This window comes from Paenibacillus sp. V4I7 (assembly GCF_030817275.1).
Taxonomy (GTDB): Bacteria; Bacillota; Bacilli; order Paenibacillales; family NBRC-103111; genus Paenibacillus_E.
Map to the genome: position 1 here is coordinate 8,127,384 of NZ_JAUSZD010000002.1, position 19,038 is coordinate 8,146,421.

A 19,038-nucleotide genomic window follows, 5' to 3' on the forward strand; every position below is an offset into this window, starting at 1 on the left:
TACATAGCGTGAAAATGATGAAGGGATAGATGCCAGATGACAACAGGGGATAAAATCAAACTAACGTCTTACTCCACGAAAGGTGGATGCGGATGCAAAATCGGTCCGGGAGATCTTTCTCAAGTGATAAAATCTTTGCCGACTACAGTTGCTAACCCCAATCTTCTGGTTGGGATAGATACTAGCGATGATGCAGGGGTTTATAAATTAAGTGAAGAGCTTGCACTCGTTCAAACCGTAGATTTCTTCACTCCGATCGTTGACGATCCCTATTCATTCGGACAAGTGGCTGCTGCGAATGCCATCAGTGATATTTATGCGATGGGCGGTAAGCCATTAACGGCATTAAACATTGTTGCTTTTCCGATTAAAACGCTTCCCAAGCAAGTGCTTGCCGATATTTTGCGTGGTGCTGGGGATAAAATGCAGGAGGCCGGGATTACACTAGTAGGTGGTCATTCCATTGATGATAACGAGCCGAAGTTTGGACTTGCCGTCACGGGATTAGTGCACCCAGGGAAAATTCGCACCAATGCAGGGGCTAAGCCTGGAGATAAATTGATCTTAACGAAGCCGATTGGCGTTGGCATTCTGACAACCTCGATCAAAAAAGATCGACTGAATGAGGAAGAAATTCAGCGAGTCACGCAGGTGATGGCAACGCTGAATAAGGTCGCAGCGGAAACGATGGAGCCTTATAACGTTCATGCCTGCACAGATGTGACGGGCTTTGGTTTGATGGGACATTCTCTGGAGATGGCCAAAGGCAGCGGCGTAGGTATTCGCATTACTGCGGAAGATGTACCTGTATTGCCGCGAGTGCGAGAGCTTGCCGAAGAAGGATTCGTTCCTGGGGGCACCAAGAATAACTTCGCTCATGTACAGGAATCGATCACATTTGCTGAATCTTTGGATCAAATTAGCCAATGGATTTTATGCGACGCAGTCACCTCAGGCGGACTCCTCATCTCTGTCGATGGAGAGCAGGCGGATGAATTGCTTAGCAAACTGAAGGATGCAGGCGTAGAAGCGAGCTTGATTGGCGATATCACGACAGAACATCCCGGACGCATTGTTGTACGTTAAAGGAGCGAAAATCCATTGTTTCAAGACATCACCATCGAAGAATTACTAACCCTGCAGCATAAAAAAGAGATCACTACGATCGATGTCCGTTCCTCATCCGAATTTGAAGATGGCACGTTCCCCGGCAGCTTGAATATTCCCATATTTGAGGATGCAGAGCGCGCCGAGATAGGTACCCTATATAAGCAAGTGAGCGTACAAGCAGCTAAGGATAGAGGGCTGGAGATCGTTTCTGCGAAGCTGCCCGCTTATGTGAAGACTTTCGAGCAAATCAAGGAACCGAAGGTCGTTTTCTGTTGGCGCGGCGGAATGAGAAGTAGAACAACAGCAACCGTTTTGTCGCTGATGGGCATTCGGGTTTACCGGTTGACCGGAGGTATCCGGGCTTATCGGAAGTGGGTTGTAAGTACACTAGAGCAGCTTGGAGATTTTAAGCCTCCTGCACATGTTATTCTGGGAAACACGGGAACGGGGAAAACAGCTATTTTGCGCAGTCTTCTGGAAGAGGGCTATCCTGTCTTGGATTTTGAAGGGATGGCGGGCCACAGAGGCTCCATTTTTGGAGAAATTGGTTTGAAATCTCATAACCAAAAAACATTCGAATCCTTACTCGTCAGACAACTGCTGAAGCTTGAATCAGCGCCGTACGTTTTAATAGAGGGAGAAAGCAAGCGAATAGGCAAAGTTGTTCTTCCTGAGTTTATCGTTCAAAAAAAAGAAGCTGCCACGCAGATTTTTATAGAAATACCTATCGAAGAACGTGTTCAGCATATTATCGAGGATTATAAACCTTTCGAAAATCAGCCGGATATTCTACATGCGTTTAAGCATATTAAAAACCGCATCCATACACCCATAGCCAAAGAAATTGAGACCAATCTTCAAGAACAGCACTATGAGAACGCCGTCAGGCTGCTTCTGACGCATTACTATGACCCGCGCTATGAGCATGCGATGAAGCGATATGAACAAGACCGAGTCGTTATCAGGGCTGGAAATAGGAAAGAAGCTGTCGAAGCTGTGAAAAACTATTTGTCGGAGCTTTAGCAGTCAGCTATGGCATAAAAAGAAAGTGCTAACTGCAATCAGTTAGCACTTTTTCACATTTGTCTTAAAGTATCATACACATGAGTGGCTGCAGCAGAAAGGGGTGTGCTCTTTAATTTAATAATACCCACTTTTCTGGCTGGGATAGGCGTTGTTAACTGAATTTCATACAATGTTTCGTCCAATAGTTCTTGATTGACAAACTCTTTAATTCCGCAAGCTATACCAAAGCCATTTCTAGCAAATTGGATTAGTAAATCAACACTTCCAAGCTCAATCTCTGGCTTCATGGACAAACCATACCCTTCTGCAAAATGATCTAAGTAGGCACGAGTGCTGCTGCCCTTTTCAAGTAGGATAATCGGATGCTCGAGCAACTTCTGAAGTGAAATGGGGGTTTCTGCAAGCTGCTTGTACGCTGCCCCTGTTAAGAAACAGTCGTGAATGACTATGCTTTCTTGAATTGAAATATGAGGGTCGGAAATAGGGAGATTGACGATACCTAGGTCAATTTTCCCCTCTTTTAGCAGAGTAATCGTCTCAGTTGTGGTTCTGTTTGTTACTTGTATCTTTACTTTAGGGAACGATTCGTGGAACTGTTTAAGATGCGGCAATAGAAAATGTTTACAAAGCGTATCACCGGCTCCAATTTTCACCTCTCCGTGCGTAAGCTGATGCATCTCCGTAATCTTTCTTTCACCATTCAGAATAAAATGATAAGCCTGCTCAATATAGGTGAAAAGCTCGCGGCCCTCCGTTGTTAATGTCACTCCTCGGGATGTGCGGAAAAATAATTGCCCACCCAATTTTGCCTCCAATTGCTTAATCGAATGCGTAACAGCTGGTTGTGTAACAAATAGTTCATCAGCTGCCTTGGACAGACTTCCCGCTTTTGCCGTGATATAGAAGACTTGATATAGTTCCATATTGTGAATCATCGTTCGTTCAACTCCATGACATTAATACTGTTAATATCTAATATTAGTAATATTAATTTTTTTAATATGAATATTGTCATTATACTTAGTTGTATGGAGTTATTTCAATGGGAGGCTGATCTTAAGATGACGATTACAGCTATTGTAGGAGCGAATTGGGGCGACGAAGGCAAGGGGAAGTTAACAGATGTGCTTGCTGTTCATTCCCAGTTTGTAGTTAGATACCAAGGAGGGAGCAATGCGGGGCATACGATCATTAACGACTATGGCAAATTTGCTTTGCATATGCTGCCTTCCGGAGTTTTCTATCCTGGAACCACGAACGTCATTGGACCAGGTGTTGCCTTAAATATGAGTAAGCTCCAAAGTGAATTTCAAGAATTAGTGAAGCGGGGCGTACCTGAGCCAAAGATATGTATTTCTGAACGCGCGCAAGTCGTGCTTCCTTATCACATTCTATTTGATGAATTAGAGGAGGAACGTTTAGGGGATAGGAAGTTTGGGTCAACCAAGCAAGGGATCTCGCCATTCTATGCGGATAAATATGCGAAGCTTGGTATACAAGTATCCGAATTATTTGATGAAAGTCATTTAAGATCAAAGTTAAATAGGGCATTAGAGTCCAAAAATATACTTCTCACTCATTTATATAAAAAGGCTCCCCTGGATGTAGATCAGCTTGTTGATGAAGTGCAGAAGCAAGCGGCATTCATTGAGCCATTTGTATGCAATACGACAGCATTGCTGCAAGAGGCATTAGCAAAAGGACAATCGGTATTAGTTGAGGGACAATTAGGAGCGTTGCGAGATCCAGACCATGGTATTTATCCTTATACGACATCTTCATCCACATTGGCTGGATACGCTGCTGTTGGCGCAGGAGTTCCTCCATATGCGATCAAGAAAGTTGTTGCTGTAACGAAGGCCTATTCAAGCTGTGTCGGCGAAGGGCCATTTGTATCTGAAATTCACGCCGAGGCCGCTCATGAGTTACGCACGCGTGGCGGGGATGCGGGAGAATTCGGTGCAACAACCGGCAGGCCAAGGCGTGTAGGATGGTTCGATGCCGTTGCAACTAAGTATGGCTGTGGGCTGCAGGGCGCAACCGAGGTTGCCCTAACCAATCTAGATGTGCTGGGCTATCTGGAGGAGATTCCAATATGCAGCGCTTATCGCATTGAAAATGAGATTTGCATGGATTTCCCGCATACCTCACAATTACAGCAAGCAGAGCCAGTCTATGAAAAGCTGCCGGGTTGGAAATGTGACATTTCACATATTCGCACCTTTAGTGATCTCCCTATTGAAGCTCAAAATTATGTAATTCACATTGAGAAAATGATTGGTGTACCTATTCGCTGGGTCTCCATTGGACCGAAACGCGAGCAAATTATTGAAAGATAAACGGCGTTAAGGAATAGCAAAAAACCAGACCTCTAAGCAATTATTAATTGCTCAGGGGTCTGGTTTTATGGTTTATTTATTAAATATTTTCTCTAGAGCCTCACGTTGAGGGGCCCTAACATTCACGACAGGGCGAATGCTTTGAGCGATTTTCTCCGCTTCTTCGATAGATTGGCTTTTGCCCAGTGTAATCAAAGTCCCAATGGCTACTGCGCCGGTACGGCCTTTGCCGCCGCCACAGTGAAAGCCAACTTTTTTGCCGCTTTTGTAAGCCTCTACAACGTGATCGATTGCTTGCTGGAAAAGCTGATCCTGTGGTCCCTCTGCGTTATCTCCAAGGGGTACTTGAATCCATTCGACGTTACCGGCTGGGAAAGCACACTCTGTGGCTTCTCCACGTAGATCAACAATCACTTCAACGTTCTCATTCTTAACCATGTCCTCAACATCAGAGGCACCGCCAAAGAAGATTTTATCCTCGATTAAGGCTTGATAATTTTTCGGCATAGATAAGCCCTCCTTATTTTTTCTTAAATGGCATGAATTCTATAGTTGCCTTTACAGGTGCGGACGGTGGTGCACAGCATAATGAGGCATCCAAAGGCTCACCCGCGGATTCAAATTCGGAATCTTCCTTGGTATAAAAGATTTCCCAAGCGTTGCCGTCGGGATCATATACCCAAACCTTATCTTGAACGGCATAACAGCAGGTCGTGTTCATTTCGTCAGTGAGCAGAAGGCCGCTTTGTCTCAAACGCTCACCCATCTGTAGGACTTCTTCCGTGTTATCCACTTGGAATCCCAAATGATTGAGAACGCCGTTTTTCTCGAACGGCCTGACATTCAAAGAGAAGTGAAGAGCGGGACTCTCAAGCTCGAATTTCGCATAGTTGTCTTTGACTTTCGTCGGTTCAGCGCCGAAGAAAGCACGGTAAAAATCTAACGATTTATGAAGATCGGAACAATTCACCGCGACGTGCATTCGTTTGATCATCTTAGTTACCTTCTTTTACAAACTGCGTAATACGAGCTTTAATGGCATCGCGAACCTCGCGGAATTTGGCTGTAATTTCTTCTTCGGTTCCCGTTGCTTTGGCCGGGTCATCGAAGCCCCAATGCCATCTTTCGGCTTTATCATTACGCACAACAGGGCAGTTGTCATTGGCATGACCGCACAATGTAATGATGTAATCAGCTTGACTCAAAATTTCGGGGTCGATCACATCAGAAGTATGATTAGAGATATCAATGCCGTCCTCTTTCATCGTGGCAATCGCTCTTGGGTTTAGGCCGTGGGCTTCTAGTCCGGCACTCTTCACTTCATATTTGTCGCTGCCCAGAGCTTTCAAATAACCATCTGCGATTTGACTCCGGCAAGAATTTCCCGTGCATAGAAAATATACGATTATTTTGTCCATCGTGAACATCTCCTTATAGGTTGATTATGATACTACGTTTAACCATAGGTACAGACCAATTAACGTGATTAACAAAGTTGGAATCGTAAGGATGATGCCTATTTTAAAATAGTACCCCCAGGTGATTTTCACACCTTTTTTGGATAGGACATGGAGCCATAATAAAGTCGCCAGCGAGCCGATTGGGGTAATTTTAGGCCCTAAATCGGAACCGATGACATTGGCATAGATGAGAGCTTCACGAATGATTCCCTCTGTTTGAGTGCCCTGGATCGCTAGCGCATCAATCAGAACTGTCGGTAAGTTGTTCATAACCGAGGAAAGGATAGCGGCCAGGAAGCCCATCCCAATAGTGGCTGCAAATAAGCCTTGTCCAGAAATGGTTTCAATCAGTTCTCCAAGAGCATCCGTTAAGCCAGCATTTTTCAATCCATAAACAACCACGTACATGCCGATTGAAAAAATCACGACAGCCCATGGCGCGTCTTTGATGATCTTTTTGGTTTCAATCACTTTGCTTGATCGGGCAATCACTATGAAGTTAAGTGCAGCGGCACCAACAATGATGGAAACGGGGATTTTAATGAATCCACTGATTAAGTAAGCAACCAACAGGATGCCGAGAATCAGCCAAGATAAACGGAATAGCTTAATATCTTTAATCGCTTCGGATGGACGTTTAAGTTGAGTGACATCATAGTTTTGAGGAATGTCTTTTCTAAAATAGAGAAACAGTACAAGCAAACTTGCACCTAATGCGAAAAGACTTGTAACAAACATTCGACTAGTATAAGTGACAAAATCAATACCGAAAAAGTCAGCCGATACGATGTTCACCAAGTTGCTCACAACAAAGGGAAGGGATGTCGTGTCCGCGATAAAACCACTGGCCATAACGAACGGCAGAATCATTTTATCCGGGAATTTCAAGGCGCGAACCATGGCCAGAACGATTGGCGTTAGAATCAGCGCGGCGCCGTCATTGGCGAAAAATGCGGCAACAGCGGCACCGAGCAGGATGACATAGATGAACATGACCTTCCCGTTCCCTTTGGCAATGCGTGCCATATGTAGAGCCGACCATTCGAAGAATCCAATGTTGTCCAAAATGAGAGAGATCAGAATAATCGCGACAAAAGCCAACGTCGCATTCCAAACAATGCCTGTTACAGTGACGACGTCATTCAGAGAAACAACCTGAAAGAGCAGCGCAAGAATGGCACCTGCTGATGCGGACCAGCCAATATTCAGCCCTCTAGGCTGCCAAATGACGAAGGTCAGCGTAAGTAAAAAGATGATAACTGCTAAATAAACCATGGATCCTCCTAAACCTCCTAATTAGTAAACATCTACTAGTCGCAGCAATTGGGCTGCTCGCAAGACATGAGATCTACCTTTTCTTTTTGATAAGGCAAATGTTGAAATAATTCGTGCAAATAAGGCTTATCGTCAATGTTTAACGAGTAATATACCCATTGCCCTCTCTTAGCTTCCTTAACCAAGCCGCCGTCCTTTAATTTCCGCATATGTTGGCTCACATTAGGCTGGCTGGTATGCATGATTTCCACGATTTCGCACACGCAAAGCTCGCGTTCCTTAAGAAGCGAAAGAATCGTGAGCCGCATTTTATCCCCCAACAGCTTGCAAACGTCCGCGATTTTATCTATTTCAACCAAAGATGCACGCTCCTTCGTAAGGCGTAAAGTACAAGAAATTTCATTGTCATTTTCTCAATTACCTATGCATTTGTCAATGCTTATATAATTATTTAATTATATGATGGATGAGGGTTTGCTGTTTATTTGAAGGTAGAAGGATGATTAGGATGCTTGTGAGTCTAGCTTTTATCGGCGTATTAAGAGCGAAAGTTGTACAGTGTACAACAATTTCTTTCGTTTCTTCTCATCAAGCTGTAGATGTTGTATTTTGTACAACAATTCTATAAAGCCATATTCCATGCTATGGGGCTACTTTTAGCAGTAAATGGTGTATTTTATGCAACAATTCTGAGAATAACGCGGATTTGCTTGCTTATTGTTGTACAAAGTACAACATGTTTTTTTAGCGAACTTGGCTTGAAGTAAACATTGATCACCTTGGCAGCTAGTATTTTTGGTTTGTTCTATTTCAATAATGGCAACAATGAAGAGAACATATCAAACATGGGAGAACCACATGGAACTTAAGCCTGTATTTCCTTTCGAGCCGATCAGCACGGAAAAGATTCCAACATCAAGTAGCTGGGTGGCCCAGATAAAATGGGACGGCGTCAGAATGTTAACTTATTATGATGGAAATGAAGTTCGTTTAGTGAATCGCAGATGTAATGACCGTACCAAACAGTACCCCGAGCTGCTAGAAATAAAAACATATTGTTCGGCTTCTTCCGTCATTTTAGACGGGGAAATCATTGCATTTGATCAAAAGAAACCTGCCTTTCATGAGATTATGAAGAGGGAATCTTTACGAAAAAGCCAAAGTATTGATAGAGCCGTCACGCAGACGCCCATTACTTATATGATTTTTGATATCCTTATGTACAATGACAAGTGGGTCGTGGATAAGCCATTATCAGAGAGACAGAAGATCCTCCATGAAGTGATTACCCCCTTGCCCCAATTTCAACTTACGCAAAACATTGCTGATGGCAACAAACTCTTCGATGTTATGAAGGAGCACGGCATGGAGGGGGTTGTGTGCAAGGATCTCAACAGTACTTATGCCATTGGGGGAAAAGACAGCCGTTGGATGAAGAAGAAGATTTTTCGCGACCTATTTGCTGTGATTGGCGGGGTAACGACGAGGGCGGGAGTTGTCAATGCGATATTGCTGGGGTTATACGATAAAGAAGGCCGTTTTATTTATATAGGTCACGCCGGTACAGGGAAACTAAGTAGGGAAGATTGGCGTCAATTGACGAAGCTCGTTGAACCGATGACGACGTCACAAAAGCCATTTATAAACGAGCCTGAACGGAGCAAAGAAGCCATTTGGACCCAACCCAAGTTAACGGCGAAAATCCAATTTCTTGAATGGACTCCCCACGGAACGATGAGGCATCCCAGTATTCAAGCTTTCGTTCAAATGGATCTAGCGGATTGCACCTTCGCACAGAATATGTAGATGAAACAACAGAACAAAGCAAAAGCGCTAATCCTTGAATATCAAGAATCAGCGCTTTATTTGCGTCCTATTCACATTCACGTTATCGGTTCTTTGACTTTTTTGGCTCTCGGTTTCGCTTTCGGCTTCTTGACCTCAGTGACACTGGCGTCCTCACCTAATGCTACTTTTCCATCCGTAGGTTTCGTGGCGTCGAGACTCGCCTGCAGCGCGGCCATGAGATCAATAACGCTCGTTTTCTGCAGCGTAGGGGCAGCTTGTACTTCTTCTCCAGCCACTTTATGCTCGATTGCTTCCAACAAACGGCCGCGGTACTCATCTTTATACTTTTCGGGTTCAAAAGGTGTCGATAGCTGGCTGATGAGCATCTTTGCCATTTCCATTTCACGCTCGTTCACGGTGACTTTCTCAGGAAGGTTGGGAACTTGAGAAATCGGACGAATCTCATCCGGGTAAAAAATAGTTTCCATAGCGAGGCAATTCTCAATAACTCGAATGGCGGCCAGTGAGCTTTTGGAACGGATCGAGATTTTGGCGATGCCGATTTTGCCGGTTTGACGCATGGAATCCAGCAGCAAATGATAGGCGCCAGCCCCTGTATCTCCAGGCCCTAGATAGTAAGTCTTTTGAAAATAAACCGGATCAATATCTGTCAAGTTGACGAAATCCAGAATCTTGATCTCCTTATTCGCTTCACCCGAGATCGTTTCCAATTCATCCTTCTCAAAAATAACGAAACGTCCTGGTTCATACTCGTATCCTTTGGAAATTTCCTCCCACTCTACTTCCTTCTCACAAGTCTGGCATTTACGTACATAGGAGAGTGGTGTAATACAAGTTTTATGTATGTAACGCATGGAGATATCCTTATCTTCCGTAGCTGAAAACATTTTCACAGGCACATGAACAAGTCCGAAGCTAATAGCACCTTTCCAAACCGTATGCATCTCGTGATTCCTCCTGGGTAATCGTGATTGTACTAGTATTCTCTTGATTTAATTCCTTTATACGGTAGGGATTTAAGAGAATGGATTGCCCCCTGAGTGGGTACGTTAAAAGCGAAAGTTGATTACCATGAAGCTAATCTAAGCTAAGGAGGGATTACGGATGGCACAAGATTCAAATGCATCCCAAGATACGATCAATGAAGGCAAAGATGATCATTTCATGGACATTGATCGCATGATTAATGAAGGCTTGGGAGGCGGTAACGTCACCATGCACAATGGATTGATCGAATCCACGACAACGGATACGATGGATCATCCGGAATCCGTATTGGATGAGCCATGAACATTCATCGCGCTCAAGAAATTTTAGCCGCTGATGAGAAGATTCACGTCGAGTTAAATGGCCTCCCTGTCTGGATCGACAGTGTGGATTCCGGCAAAGCAGTTGCCAAAGTTCATGCAGAAGAAAACCCGGCAGATTCTCGGGTCGTGGCGGTTCAAGAGTTAGAAGAGGTCCTTTAGTGGATGTGAAAGAACAGCAAAGCCTGCTCCGAGTTATCTTGGGGCGGGCTTTTTCAATTACAGAGTTGATGTTGCCTACTAGCGAGGACTATAATAGGAGCAGCACGCGCAAACGGAAAGAAAGGGATGAGATCACTGACTCAATCCACATTTACGTATAACTCCCAGCATGAGGAAGATACAGATAAATTAGGGAGATTGCTGGCCGCCTATTTGCAGCCTGGCACCGTCTTTACACTAGATGGCGATCTGGGTGCGGGAAAAACGAGGTTTTCGCAAGGCTTTGCCAGAGCGATGGGAATTACCGAAACCGTCAACTCGCCTACATTTACCATTATCAAAGAATACGAGGGAGCCGAGCTTCCTTTCTACCATATGGATATGTACCGCATTTCCCAAGAGGAAGCGGATGAACTAGGACTAGGCGATTATTTTTATGGAGCGGGCGTTACGCTGATCGAATGGTCAAGCTTAATTGAAGATCTTTTGCCGCTAGAGAGATTAGCCATCACGATTGCCCAGAAGGATGATCAAACCAGAGTATTTCACCTGACTCCGCACGGAGCCCCGTATCAGAGCTGGTGTGTACAAATGAAGGAGAACGGACATTTACAATGATGACAGAACGGACAATGAATGTAGGGCGATGCTTAGCCATCGATACCTCAACATCTGCAATGACAGTTGCTATTTTGGAAAATGGAAACATGTTGGGCGAGGTCAGCTCCTACGCTGAACGGAATCACTCGATCGGGCTTCTTCCCCATATTCAAGAATTGCTTGCGAGTTTACATCTCAAACCCAAGGACCTTCAATCGGTTGCTGTAGGCCAGGGCCCCGGCTCTTATACAGGGGTTCGTATTGCTGTGTCTGTTGCCAAAACATTCGCATGGTCGTTAAGTCTGGATCTCATTGGTGTGTCCAGCTTAGAAGCAATGGCACTTGGCGGTGCTATGAAAGAGCAGAGCGCGACCGGAAATGGGCCGACTTGGGTGGTTCCGCTCATGGATGGCAGGCGTAAGCAGGCTTTCACAGCCGTCTATGCCTATGAGGGGGCTTCTCCGATAACAGCTAGTGGAGAGCTAGGGGCAAGCTGGCAAGAAGTTCTGCCTGATGGCATTCGAATCATTGGAACTTGGACGGAGCAAATCATTCATTTAGCAGCATCTTCGCAAGGACAAAGGCCCCAAGAGATTCTGTTTGTGGGTGAAACCGAGGGCTTCAAGGCAGAGCTTGAACAATTCGCACAGGATTGGGACGGAGTCGTTCGTGTACGTTCCTATGGCATTGAAGCCGAATATATCGGGAGACTAGCCTATCCGAGGCTGGCTAAAGGGGAGAAGGCAGATGTACATACGTTTGTTCCCAATTACACTAGACTTCCGGAGGCCGAAGCAAATTTACTTGCCGGGATTAAGACGAAGAAAGGGGATCATTAATGATGGAGCAGCGACAACCGCAAACAACCGAAAACTCGTTGGTGTTCCGTTCCATGCAAATGGAAGACATCCCTTTTATTTGTGAAATTGAGCAAGAAGCGTTCACGACGCCTTGGACAAAAGGTGCTTTTGAGAATGAATTAACGAACAATCAGTTCGCTCATTATATGATTATGGATATCGAAGGTGAGGTCGCCGGGTATGGCGGCATGTGGCTCATCATGGAGGAAGCGCATGTCACGAATGTGGCAGTTCGGAATACGTATAGAGGACGTAAATTGGGGGAACGTTTACTTCGGGAGCTGATGAAAACTGCTGCTTTCTTAGGGGCTATTCGGATGACACTTGAGGTTCGGGCCTCGAACAACGTTGCGCAAAATTTGTACGAAAAAGTCGGATTCCGCTCTGTTGGCGTACGTAGAGGATATTACACGGATAATCGCGAGGATGCTGTCATTATGTGGGCGGACTTGCCTAAGAGAAGAAAGGATAGTCTCGGGGATTGAGGCTTTCGGATAGGTGACGAATTTGACTAGAGAAACAGGGCAAGAGATAGATACGGATGTGCAAAAAGGTAAAACAGGACAACAGCAGAAGGAAGTTCCCGTTACGAAGCCGGTTTATATTTTGGCCATTGAAACGAGCTGTGACGAAACCTCTGTAGCCATTGTCGAAAATGGTAAAATCATTCGGTCCAATGTGATTTCCAGCCAGATCGAAACGCACCAACGCTATGGCGGTGTGGTGCCGGAGGTGGCTTCCCGTAAGCATGTGGAGTCGATCACATGGATGCTGGAGGAAGCCGTCGAGAAAGCGGGCGTAACGCTGCAGGAGCTGTCCGCGATAGCCGTAACCGAAGGACCCGGATTAATCGGGGCCCTGTTAGTGGGCGTCGTTGCGGGCAAAGCGCTAGCCTGTGCCTTAGACCTGCCGCTGATTGGTGTTCACCATATTGCGGGGCATATTTATGCGAATCAACTTGTGCATGAGCTCGAGTATCCGTTGATCTCGCTCGTTGTGTCCGGCGGACACACGGAGTTGATTCTCATGGAGGGGCCGGGCCAATTCCGCATCATCGGGCGAACGCGCGATGATGCGGCTGGCGAGGCCTACGACAAAATCGCGCGGGCGATGGGCCTGCCTTACCCGGGCGGACCGCACGTAGATCGGCTTGCGCAGGAAGCCGAGTCCGAGATCAAGATGCCTCGCTCGTGGCTCGAGGCAGACTCTTACGACTTCAGCTTCAGCGGATTGAAATCCGCTGTGCTGAACGTCGTCAACCAAAGCAAGATGCGCGGCGAGGCCGTTCAAGTCGCGCAGATTGCCAAGGGCTTCCAAGCCTCCGTCATCGACGTGCTTGTGGAGAAGGCTGACCGCGCCGTGCGTGAATACGGTGCGAAGCAGCTGCTGCTCGCGGGCGGTGTCGCCGCAAACAAAGGGCTGCGCAGCAGGCTCGCCGAGCGCTGCGAGCAGCTAAATGTGCCGCTGCTCGTGCCACCGCTCGGCCTCTGCACAGACAACGCTGCGATGATAGGCGCAGCCGCTTTCCTCAAGTGGGATAAGCAGGAATTCGACTCCATGGAACTGAAAGCAGAGCCTCAGCTCAAGCTTGAAGAGTGGTAAAGGCAATAAAATAAATTTTCTGACAACTGTATTGACTTTGCCAAAGCTGCATATTATAATCACAATCAATACTTTCAAACGCAACGAACGGGATTAGTAAGGAACAGTAGTTTCGCTCAGAGAGCTGTGCGCTTGGTGAAAGCACAGACGAAACGGTACCTGAACTCGCCCGGGAGCGGTAAGACTGATAAGGATGCCAAGGATCCAGCACCCAAGTAGGTCTTGACGGTTGACCCCCGTGATCAGGTACATGAGTGGTTTCGAGTGTAACAGCTCGGATCAATTAGAGTGGTACCGCGGAAGGTTCAAGCCTGTCGTCTCTTTTATAGAGATGGCAGGCTTTTTTGGTTGTTCTGAAACTTGAAGCGAACATGAACAAATGCGATGAAGGAACATGAACATATAACAAACGCGATGAACAAGAGTAGTAAGGGCTCACTTGTACGGTACAGAAAGCTGCGGGTTGATGCGACGCAGACCGTGAATGCCCCGAACTCGCTTGGAAGCGGTCATCCTGATCAGCTAGTTTTATGCTATTAGGGATGAACGGATGACCTCCGTGATCGGGTGATGTAGAGCAGCAGCTAGCTTTGCTGCACTATGTCTGAGGTGGGCTCCGTTGACTTGGAGCCAACAAGAGTGGTACCGCGCTGGGTGAAGACCCGTCGTCTCTTATGTGGAGATGACGGGTCTTTTTGTTGTTTTTTAAGGTGGCTGAATGACGTATCTCTGTAACGATGAAAAAAAGCACTAAAGTAACGTGGAGGCACATAAGTCAGTCGTAGCACCATTCATTTTCATTTTCAAACCATAAAAGAACATTGCCAGCAGGTCTGGCCTAACCTTGAGGAGGAATAACCATGGAAATCAACAACACGAACACAAATCGACGTATTCGCATTTTTGACACGACACTAAGAGATGGTGAACAGGCGCCAGGAGCCTCACTGTATCCGGAAGAGAAGATCCGTATCGCAAGGCAGCTAGCGAAAATGGGTGTGGATACCATCGAGCCAGGCTTCCCGATATCAAGTCCTGGAGATTTTCAGGCGGTGCAGCAAATTTCACGTGAGCTGCAGAGTATTGAGATTTGCGGCTTCGCCCGCGCTGTTAAAGCGGATATTGACTCCGCGGTGAAAGCCACACAGGATGCTGCTTCAAGACGCATTCACATGTTCCTTTCCTCATCGGACATCCATCTGGATTTCCAACTTCGCAAATCCCGTCAACAGGTGGTAGAGATGGCTCGCTCCATGGTCGCCTATACGAAGCAATTCGTGGATCGTATCGAATTCTCACCGATGGACGCCACGCGAACAGGGGACGAATTCCTGTTTGAAGTGCTCGAGGCGGTCATTGCTGAGGGGGCAACCATACTGAACATCCCAGATACCGTAGGTTACGCGCTGCCAGAAGAATACGGGGCAATGTTCCGCAGAGTGCGCCAAAGTGTTAGAGGCGGCGACACTGTGGAATACAGCGCGCATTGCCATAATGATTTGGGTCTTGCTGTTGCAAATAGCCTTGCGGCTATTGCTGCAGGAGTCACACATGTGGAAGTAACCGTTAATGGTGTAGGGGAACGCGCAGGCAACTGTTCTCTAGAGGAACTCGTTATGGCCATTGAGACTCGTAAGCAAACCATGGGTGTGGAAACAGGGATCGTATCTAGTGAAATTTTCAACACATCCAAAATGGTCAGCCGCATCATGGGCTTCCCCATTGCGTACAATAAGCCGATTGTCGGCCGTAATGCTTTCCAGCACGAAGCGGGTATCCATCAAGATGGGCTGCTGAAAAATCGCAATACGTACGAAATTATGGATCCGGAAAAGCTGGGCATTCCACGGTCCATGATCATCCTTGGTAAGCATTCAGGACGTCACGCGCTTAAACATCGCGCCCTACAATTTGGCATTGAGCTTACGGGCGAAGAACTGGATACACTGTATACCAGATTCAAAGAAAAAGCAGATGACCAGAAAATGGTGACTGACGATCAACTCATGGAACTTGTAGGCTCAACCGTTGATGGGCAAATGGAGCCATTTACTCTGACACATATGCAAGTCGTTTCCAGCAGTGATCGCAATCGGGTCGCATCCGTGTCGGTAAAGAACAATCAAACAGGTGTTGAAAATGTGTACTCGGGAACAGGTGAAGGACCGATTGAAGCAATCGTACAGTGCCTTCGACAAGCAATTCCGATGGCTGTGGATTTCTCCGATCTGGAGCTTCATTCGTTATCCACAGGTGAAAAAGCAACTGGAGAAGCTGAAGTCACTATCTCAGTGGGCGGCCAAACTTACAAAAATACAGGCATTGACCAGGATGTGCTTGTTGCGGTAGCGAAAGCTTTTATCTCAGCCTGCAACCAAGCCATTCGTATGCAAAATAGCGCAGCGGCTCCAACCGAAGCCACGACGGCGTGATAAACGACTAAACAATATCAAATTGTAAGAAAACTTAGATATATACACAGCTTGTGTGCAAAGTTATTCACATACCCTGTGTGCAATGTGCATAACTAGAGCAAACCCACGGTTACCAACGCTTTTAAAAGAATACGGAGAAGAATAACTTTTTCACATTTTTTTTGTGGACAATGTGGATAAGATTGTGGAAAACGAAGGAATTGTGCAGAGGGAGGCGGATTTTGCCTCTCTTTTTTTGTGGATAACGATGTGGATAAGTTATTGGGCGAAAATCATCCCACTTTAAATTATCGGAACAATCCGGCAGTGGATAGCTTTTCACTTGGATGAAAATGCTAAGAGAAAAAACTGTGGGTGAATACACATGAAACTAAAAATAGCAGGCATAGTTGTGGGTATCTTAACGTTATGGTTAGAGTTGTCCACAAGCGCGGAGGGAATACAAGCTGGAATCGACCCATCCATCCACAACGAAGTAAAGTCCAAGCAGGTAACGGTGGTTTCGATACCGGGTTTATCGTTTTTGGAGCTCCGGCCAGATCAACTAGTGGAACTGCCTCATTTACGTAAGCTGACGGAGTTAAGTGCAATTGGAGCTATGAATATTCGTACATCGAGCAGAACGATGAGAGACGTATATGTCTCTTTGGGAGCAGGGGCACCTTCCGTAGGAATCGCAGAAGTGCAGGCTTTTGCAGCAAAAGAAACCAGGCAAGGAATTCATTTTTTCGAACTTATGAATCGTTACATAGGCCGCTATGAGGAAGTTAAACCGATTGAGGCTGACGCTGTGCTCGTGCCTGACATCACGATGCTGCAGCGGGCTAATGAGAACCAAGCTTATGAACCAGGCACCCTAGGGGAATTTTTGAAGGAGTATGGAGTTTTTCGTTCCGTGCTGGGGAGCAGTGATTTGGGGAAGAGATCAGGCATTGAAGAAAAGAAATTGCGGCGCTTCAGCCCTCTTATGCTCATGGATTCCAATGGTTTTGTGGACAAAGGTGCAATCGGAGATGACGTGATAACTGTGGTTGTGGATAGACCGTACGGTGTTAGTACCAATTATGCACAATTGCGTTCTTTGTGGGAAAAAAGGATGCTGCCCGGCATTACACTCATTGAATTAGGTGATTTGTACAGACTTTACATGGATAAAGAGCATTACAACGAGGAACGTTTCACGCGGTTGAAAGGGCAAATATTGAGGGAAATGGATCAATGGTTAGGGCAAGTGGCCGCAGGAATGACGGAAGAGGAAAGCTTGTGGATTTTCTCTCCAGAGGTAAATAGTGAGGCGGCTAGAGCTAAAGCCTATTTATCTCCTCTCCTTCATTACACGACCGACAGCAGAGGAGCAATATTAGTTTCGGAATCTACTCGCAGGCAAGGTGTAGTCACGGCGCCAGATTTCACAAGTTCGCTGTTAAAAGAGTTCAACATCCCGGTCCCGAGTGAGCTGATGGGCATTCCTTTATCCTATATGGAGAAAAATGACGTTCTTGCTGGGCTTGTCAGTGAACAGAGCAGCATGCAAATGATTTACCGCAGTAGGCCGCTGCTGCTATATCCGTTTGTTACTTATGAAATGCTCGTATTGCTAATAAGTTTGATCTATGGCTTATGGATAAAAAGGAGAGCAGCAGACCCTGGGTATTTGGAAGGGGCAGTGCCTTGGCGCAGGATTGTGCGTACGCTGCTTTTCTCGTTGCTCACGGCGCCTGCTGTCATGCTGTTGATGGGCTGGTTGGTTGTTCCACTGACAACAAGAATAGGGATAGAAGGAACGATGCGGGTGCTGATTGCCTTTTTTATTGTGTCCACGCTGCTTATTTCTGTTGTTATGGAAAAATGCCGCCTATCCACAGCCATGATCTGGCTCGGCCTAGGGAGCGCTTTGATCATAACCCTGGATACCTGTACAGGAGCCTATGCCATGAAGTATTCCATTCTGGGTTATGATCCGATGATCGGCGCCCGCTACTACGGCATCGGGAATGAATACATGGGCGTCTTGATCGGCGCCCTCGTACTTGGCGTGACGGCGGCCTTGCAGCGCCGTCATGGGGGTGGGCAGCCCGCGCTGCTCACGTGCGGGGCGTTCTTGCTCGTGGCAGGGTGCCTGGCGGCACCGTCACTCGGCGCGAACGCGGGCGGCGCCTTGAGCGCCGCGGTCGCCTTTGGCGTAGCCGGCGCGCATTGCTTCGCCGGCGAACGTTGGCGCGAGCTGCGCCTAGGCAGGGGCGCAGCCCTGCTGTCGGCGCTGCTCGCGCTGGGGCTTGGGGCGCTGTGGCTCCTCAACAGCGCCGATTCTCCCGCGGCATTCGCGCGGGAGAGCCATGTCGGGCGCGCGTTTCACGCGCTGCACGCCGGGCACTTCGATCAGATCGGACAGCTGATCGAGCGCAAGCTGCGGATGAACGTGCACTTGCTTCGTGCATCCGCATGGAGCAAAGTGCTCATCACCAGTCTCTTCGTGATGGCTGTCCTTGTGCTCCGTCCCCGCGGCCGACTCCGCTTGTGGCAGCACAAATACCCGTACTGGATGTACGGGTTCTCGGCCAATATGATCGGAGCCATTGCAGCGCTGCTGCTTAACGACTCCGGCATTGTTGCAGCAGCGACGTTGATCATTTTCGTCGCTGTACCAATGCAGCTCCTTCGATTGCAGGAGCTAGAAACAGAAAATCCCCGCTCATAGGGACATGAATCCGCTGAGAGGTCGATTTAGATCCTCTCAGGCTGCCTCACGAGCGGAAATGCGTCTGAGAGGTCGAAATCATCGCTCTCAGCTCAGAAAAACCCCGCCGCTGAGGCATTGACCAGCTGAGAGGTCGTTTTAGATCCTCTCAGTCTGCTTCACGAGCAAAAATGCGTCTGAGAAGTCGAAATCATCGCTCTCAGCTCAGAAAAACCCCGCCACTGAAGCATTGACCAGCTGAGAGGTCGTTTTAGATTCTCTCAGGCTACCTCACGAGCGGAAATGCGTCTGAGAGGTCGAAATCATCGCTCTCAGCTCAGAAAAACCCCGCCACTGAAAGCATTGACCAGCTGAG

At 47.0% G+C, this 19,038-nt stretch carries 19 protein-coding genes and 2 other annotated features; of the genes, 12 read left to right on the forward strand and 7 right to left on the reverse strand.

What is annotated here, in order from left to right:
- Positions 1 to 36: 36 nt before the first annotated feature.
- On the forward strand, positions 37 to 1,086 hold the full coding sequence (gene selD, locus QFZ80_RS38070; RefSeq protein WP_307563792.1) for a selenide, water dikinase SelD: 1,050 nt from the start codon (positions 37 to 39) through the stop codon (positions 1,084 to 1,086).
- A 15-nt stretch (positions 1,087 to 1,101) separates the two neighbouring features.
- Positions 1,102 to 2,133, forward strand: a complete 1,032-nt coding sequence (gene mnmH / locus QFZ80_RS38075) for a tRNA 2-selenouridine(34) synthase MnmH (protein WP_307549856.1) — start codon at positions 1,102 to 1,104, stop codon at positions 2,131 to 2,133.
- Positions 2,134 to 2,186: 53 nt separating this feature from the next.
- Here the strand turns inward: mnmH and QFZ80_RS38080 are convergent, their stop codons facing one another.
- A complete protein-coding gene (locus QFZ80_RS38080; protein WP_307563794.1) occupies positions 2,187 to 3,071 on the reverse strand; it encodes a LysR family transcriptional regulator in 885 nt (294 codons plus the stop codon).
- A gap of 126 nt (positions 3,072 to 3,197) precedes the next feature.
- On the opposite strand from QFZ80_RS38080, the gene QFZ80_RS38085 reads away from it, so the two are divergent.
- Complete coding sequence (locus QFZ80_RS38085) at positions 3,198 to 4,475, forward strand: adenylosuccinate synthase (RefSeq protein ID WP_307549853.1); 1,278 nt, start codon at positions 3,198 to 3,200, stop codon at positions 4,473 to 4,475.
- Between the two features lie 72 nt (positions 4,476 to 4,547).
- On the opposite strand, the gene QFZ80_RS38090 is transcribed toward QFZ80_RS38085, so the two are convergent.
- From QFZ80_RS38090 to QFZ80_RS38110, 5 genes are read right to left on the reverse strand one after another with little or no spacing between them, the layout of a single operon-like run.
- Positions 4,548 to 4,982, reverse strand: a complete 435-nt coding sequence (locus QFZ80_RS38090) for a protein-tyrosine phosphatase family protein (protein ID WP_307549851.1) — start codon at positions 4,980 to 4,982, stop codon at positions 4,548 to 4,550.
- 13 nt (positions 4,983 to 4,995) lie between these two features.
- Complete coding sequence (locus QFZ80_RS38095) at positions 4,996 to 5,469, reverse strand: ArsI/CadI family heavy metal resistance metalloenzyme (RefSeq protein WP_307563796.1); 474 nt, start codon at positions 5,467 to 5,469, stop codon at positions 4,996 to 4,998.
- A 1-nt stretch (position 5,470) separates the two neighbouring features.
- Positions 5,471 to 5,893 carry an arsenate reductase (thioredoxin) gene (gene arsC, locus QFZ80_RS38100; protein WP_307563798.1) on the reverse strand — a complete coding sequence of 141 codons (423 nt, stop codon included), beginning with the start codon at positions 5,891 to 5,893 and terminating at the stop codon, positions 5,471 to 5,473.
- 24 nt (positions 5,894 to 5,917) lie between these two features.
- The gene (locus QFZ80_RS38105; protein WP_307549845.1) at positions 5,918 to 7,210 is read right to left on the reverse strand and encodes an arsenic transporter; all 1,293 of its coding nucleotides are present in this window, start codon (positions 7,208 to 7,210) and stop codon (positions 5,918 to 5,920) included.
- A 35-nt stretch (positions 7,211 to 7,245) separates the two neighbouring features.
- Positions 7,246 to 7,518 carry an ArsR/SmtB family transcription factor gene (locus tag QFZ80_RS38110; RefSeq protein ID WP_373460467.1) on the reverse strand — a complete coding sequence of 91 codons (273 nt, stop codon included), beginning with the start codon at positions 7,516 to 7,518 and terminating at the stop codon, positions 7,246 to 7,248.
- A gap of 550 nt (positions 7,519 to 8,068) precedes the next feature.
- Between QFZ80_RS38110 and QFZ80_RS38115 the strand changes: the two genes are divergently transcribed.
- Positions 8,069 to 9,016 carry an ATP-dependent DNA ligase gene (locus QFZ80_RS38115; protein ID WP_307563802.1) on the forward strand — a complete coding sequence of 316 codons (948 nt, stop codon included), beginning with the start codon at positions 8,069 to 8,071 and terminating at the stop codon, positions 9,014 to 9,016.
- Between the two features lie 77 nt (positions 9,017 to 9,093).
- On the opposite strand, the gene ku is transcribed toward QFZ80_RS38115, so the two are convergent.
- A complete protein-coding gene (ku, locus tag QFZ80_RS38120) occupies positions 9,094 to 9,963 on the reverse strand; it encodes a non-homologous end joining protein Ku (protein WP_307563804.1) in 870 nt (289 codons plus the stop codon).
- Positions 9,964 to 10,123: 160 nt separating this feature from the next.
- Between ku and QFZ80_RS38125 the strand changes: the two genes are divergently transcribed.
- The 8 genes from QFZ80_RS38125 to QFZ80_RS38160 all read left to right on the forward strand — a co-directional run bounded on the left by QFZ80_RS38125 (position 10,124) and on the right by QFZ80_RS38160 (position 18,683).
- Entirely contained in the window at positions 10,124 to 10,309 is a 186-nt protein-coding gene (locus QFZ80_RS38125) for a hypothetical protein (protein WP_307563806.1), read from the forward strand.
- Positions 10,306 to 10,488 (forward strand): H-type small acid-soluble spore protein, encoded by a 183-nt coding sequence (locus QFZ80_RS38130; protein WP_307549835.1) that lies wholly within the window; start codon positions 10,306 to 10,308, stop codon positions 10,486 to 10,488. Before QFZ80_RS38125 ends, QFZ80_RS38130 begins: the two co-directional genes overlap by 4 nt.
- A 126-nt stretch (positions 10,489 to 10,614) precedes the next feature.
- A complete protein-coding gene (gene tsaE / locus QFZ80_RS38135; RefSeq protein ID WP_307563808.1) occupies positions 10,615 to 11,106 on the forward strand; it encodes a tRNA (adenosine(37)-N6)-threonylcarbamoyltransferase complex ATPase subunit type 1 TsaE in 492 nt (163 codons plus the stop codon).
- Positions 11,103 to 11,927 (forward strand): tRNA (adenosine(37)-N6)-threonylcarbamoyltransferase complex dimerization subunit type 1 TsaB, encoded by an 825-nt coding sequence (tsaB, locus tag QFZ80_RS38140; protein ID WP_307563810.1) that lies wholly within the window; start codon positions 11,103 to 11,105, stop codon positions 11,925 to 11,927. Before tsaE ends, tsaB begins: the two co-directional genes overlap by 4 nt.
- On the forward strand, positions 11,927 to 12,433 hold the full coding sequence (gene rimI, locus QFZ80_RS38145) for a ribosomal protein S18-alanine N-acetyltransferase (protein ID WP_373460336.1): 507 nt from the start codon (positions 11,927 to 11,929) through the stop codon (positions 12,431 to 12,433). Before tsaB ends, rimI begins: the two co-directional genes overlap by 1 nt.
- 58 nt (positions 12,434 to 12,491) lie before the next feature.
- Positions 12,492 to 13,550: a tRNA (adenosine(37)-N6)-threonylcarbamoyltransferase complex transferase subunit TsaD gene (gene tsaD / locus QFZ80_RS38150; RefSeq protein ID WP_307564341.1), complete on the forward strand. Its 1,059-nt coding sequence runs from the start codon at positions 12,492 to 12,494 to the stop codon at positions 13,548 to 13,550.
- 74 nt (positions 13,551 to 13,624) lie between these two features.
- Positions 13,625 to 13,875 (forward strand) — a binding site (T-box leader).
- An 80-nt stretch (positions 13,876 to 13,955) separates the two neighbouring features.
- Positions 13,956 to 14,226: a binding site (T-box leader), on the forward strand.
- Between the two features lie 184 nt (positions 14,227 to 14,410).
- Entirely contained in the window at positions 14,411 to 15,982 is a 1,572-nt protein-coding gene (locus QFZ80_RS38155) for a 2-isopropylmalate synthase (protein WP_307563812.1), read from the forward strand.
- Positions 15,983 to 16,349: 367 nt separating this feature from the next.
- Positions 16,350 to 18,683 carry a hypothetical protein gene (locus QFZ80_RS38160; protein WP_307563814.1) on the forward strand — a complete coding sequence of 778 codons (2,334 nt, stop codon included), beginning with the start codon at positions 16,350 to 16,352 and terminating at the stop codon, positions 18,681 to 18,683.
- The last annotated feature ends 355 nt before the right edge of the window (positions 18,684 to 19,038 follow it).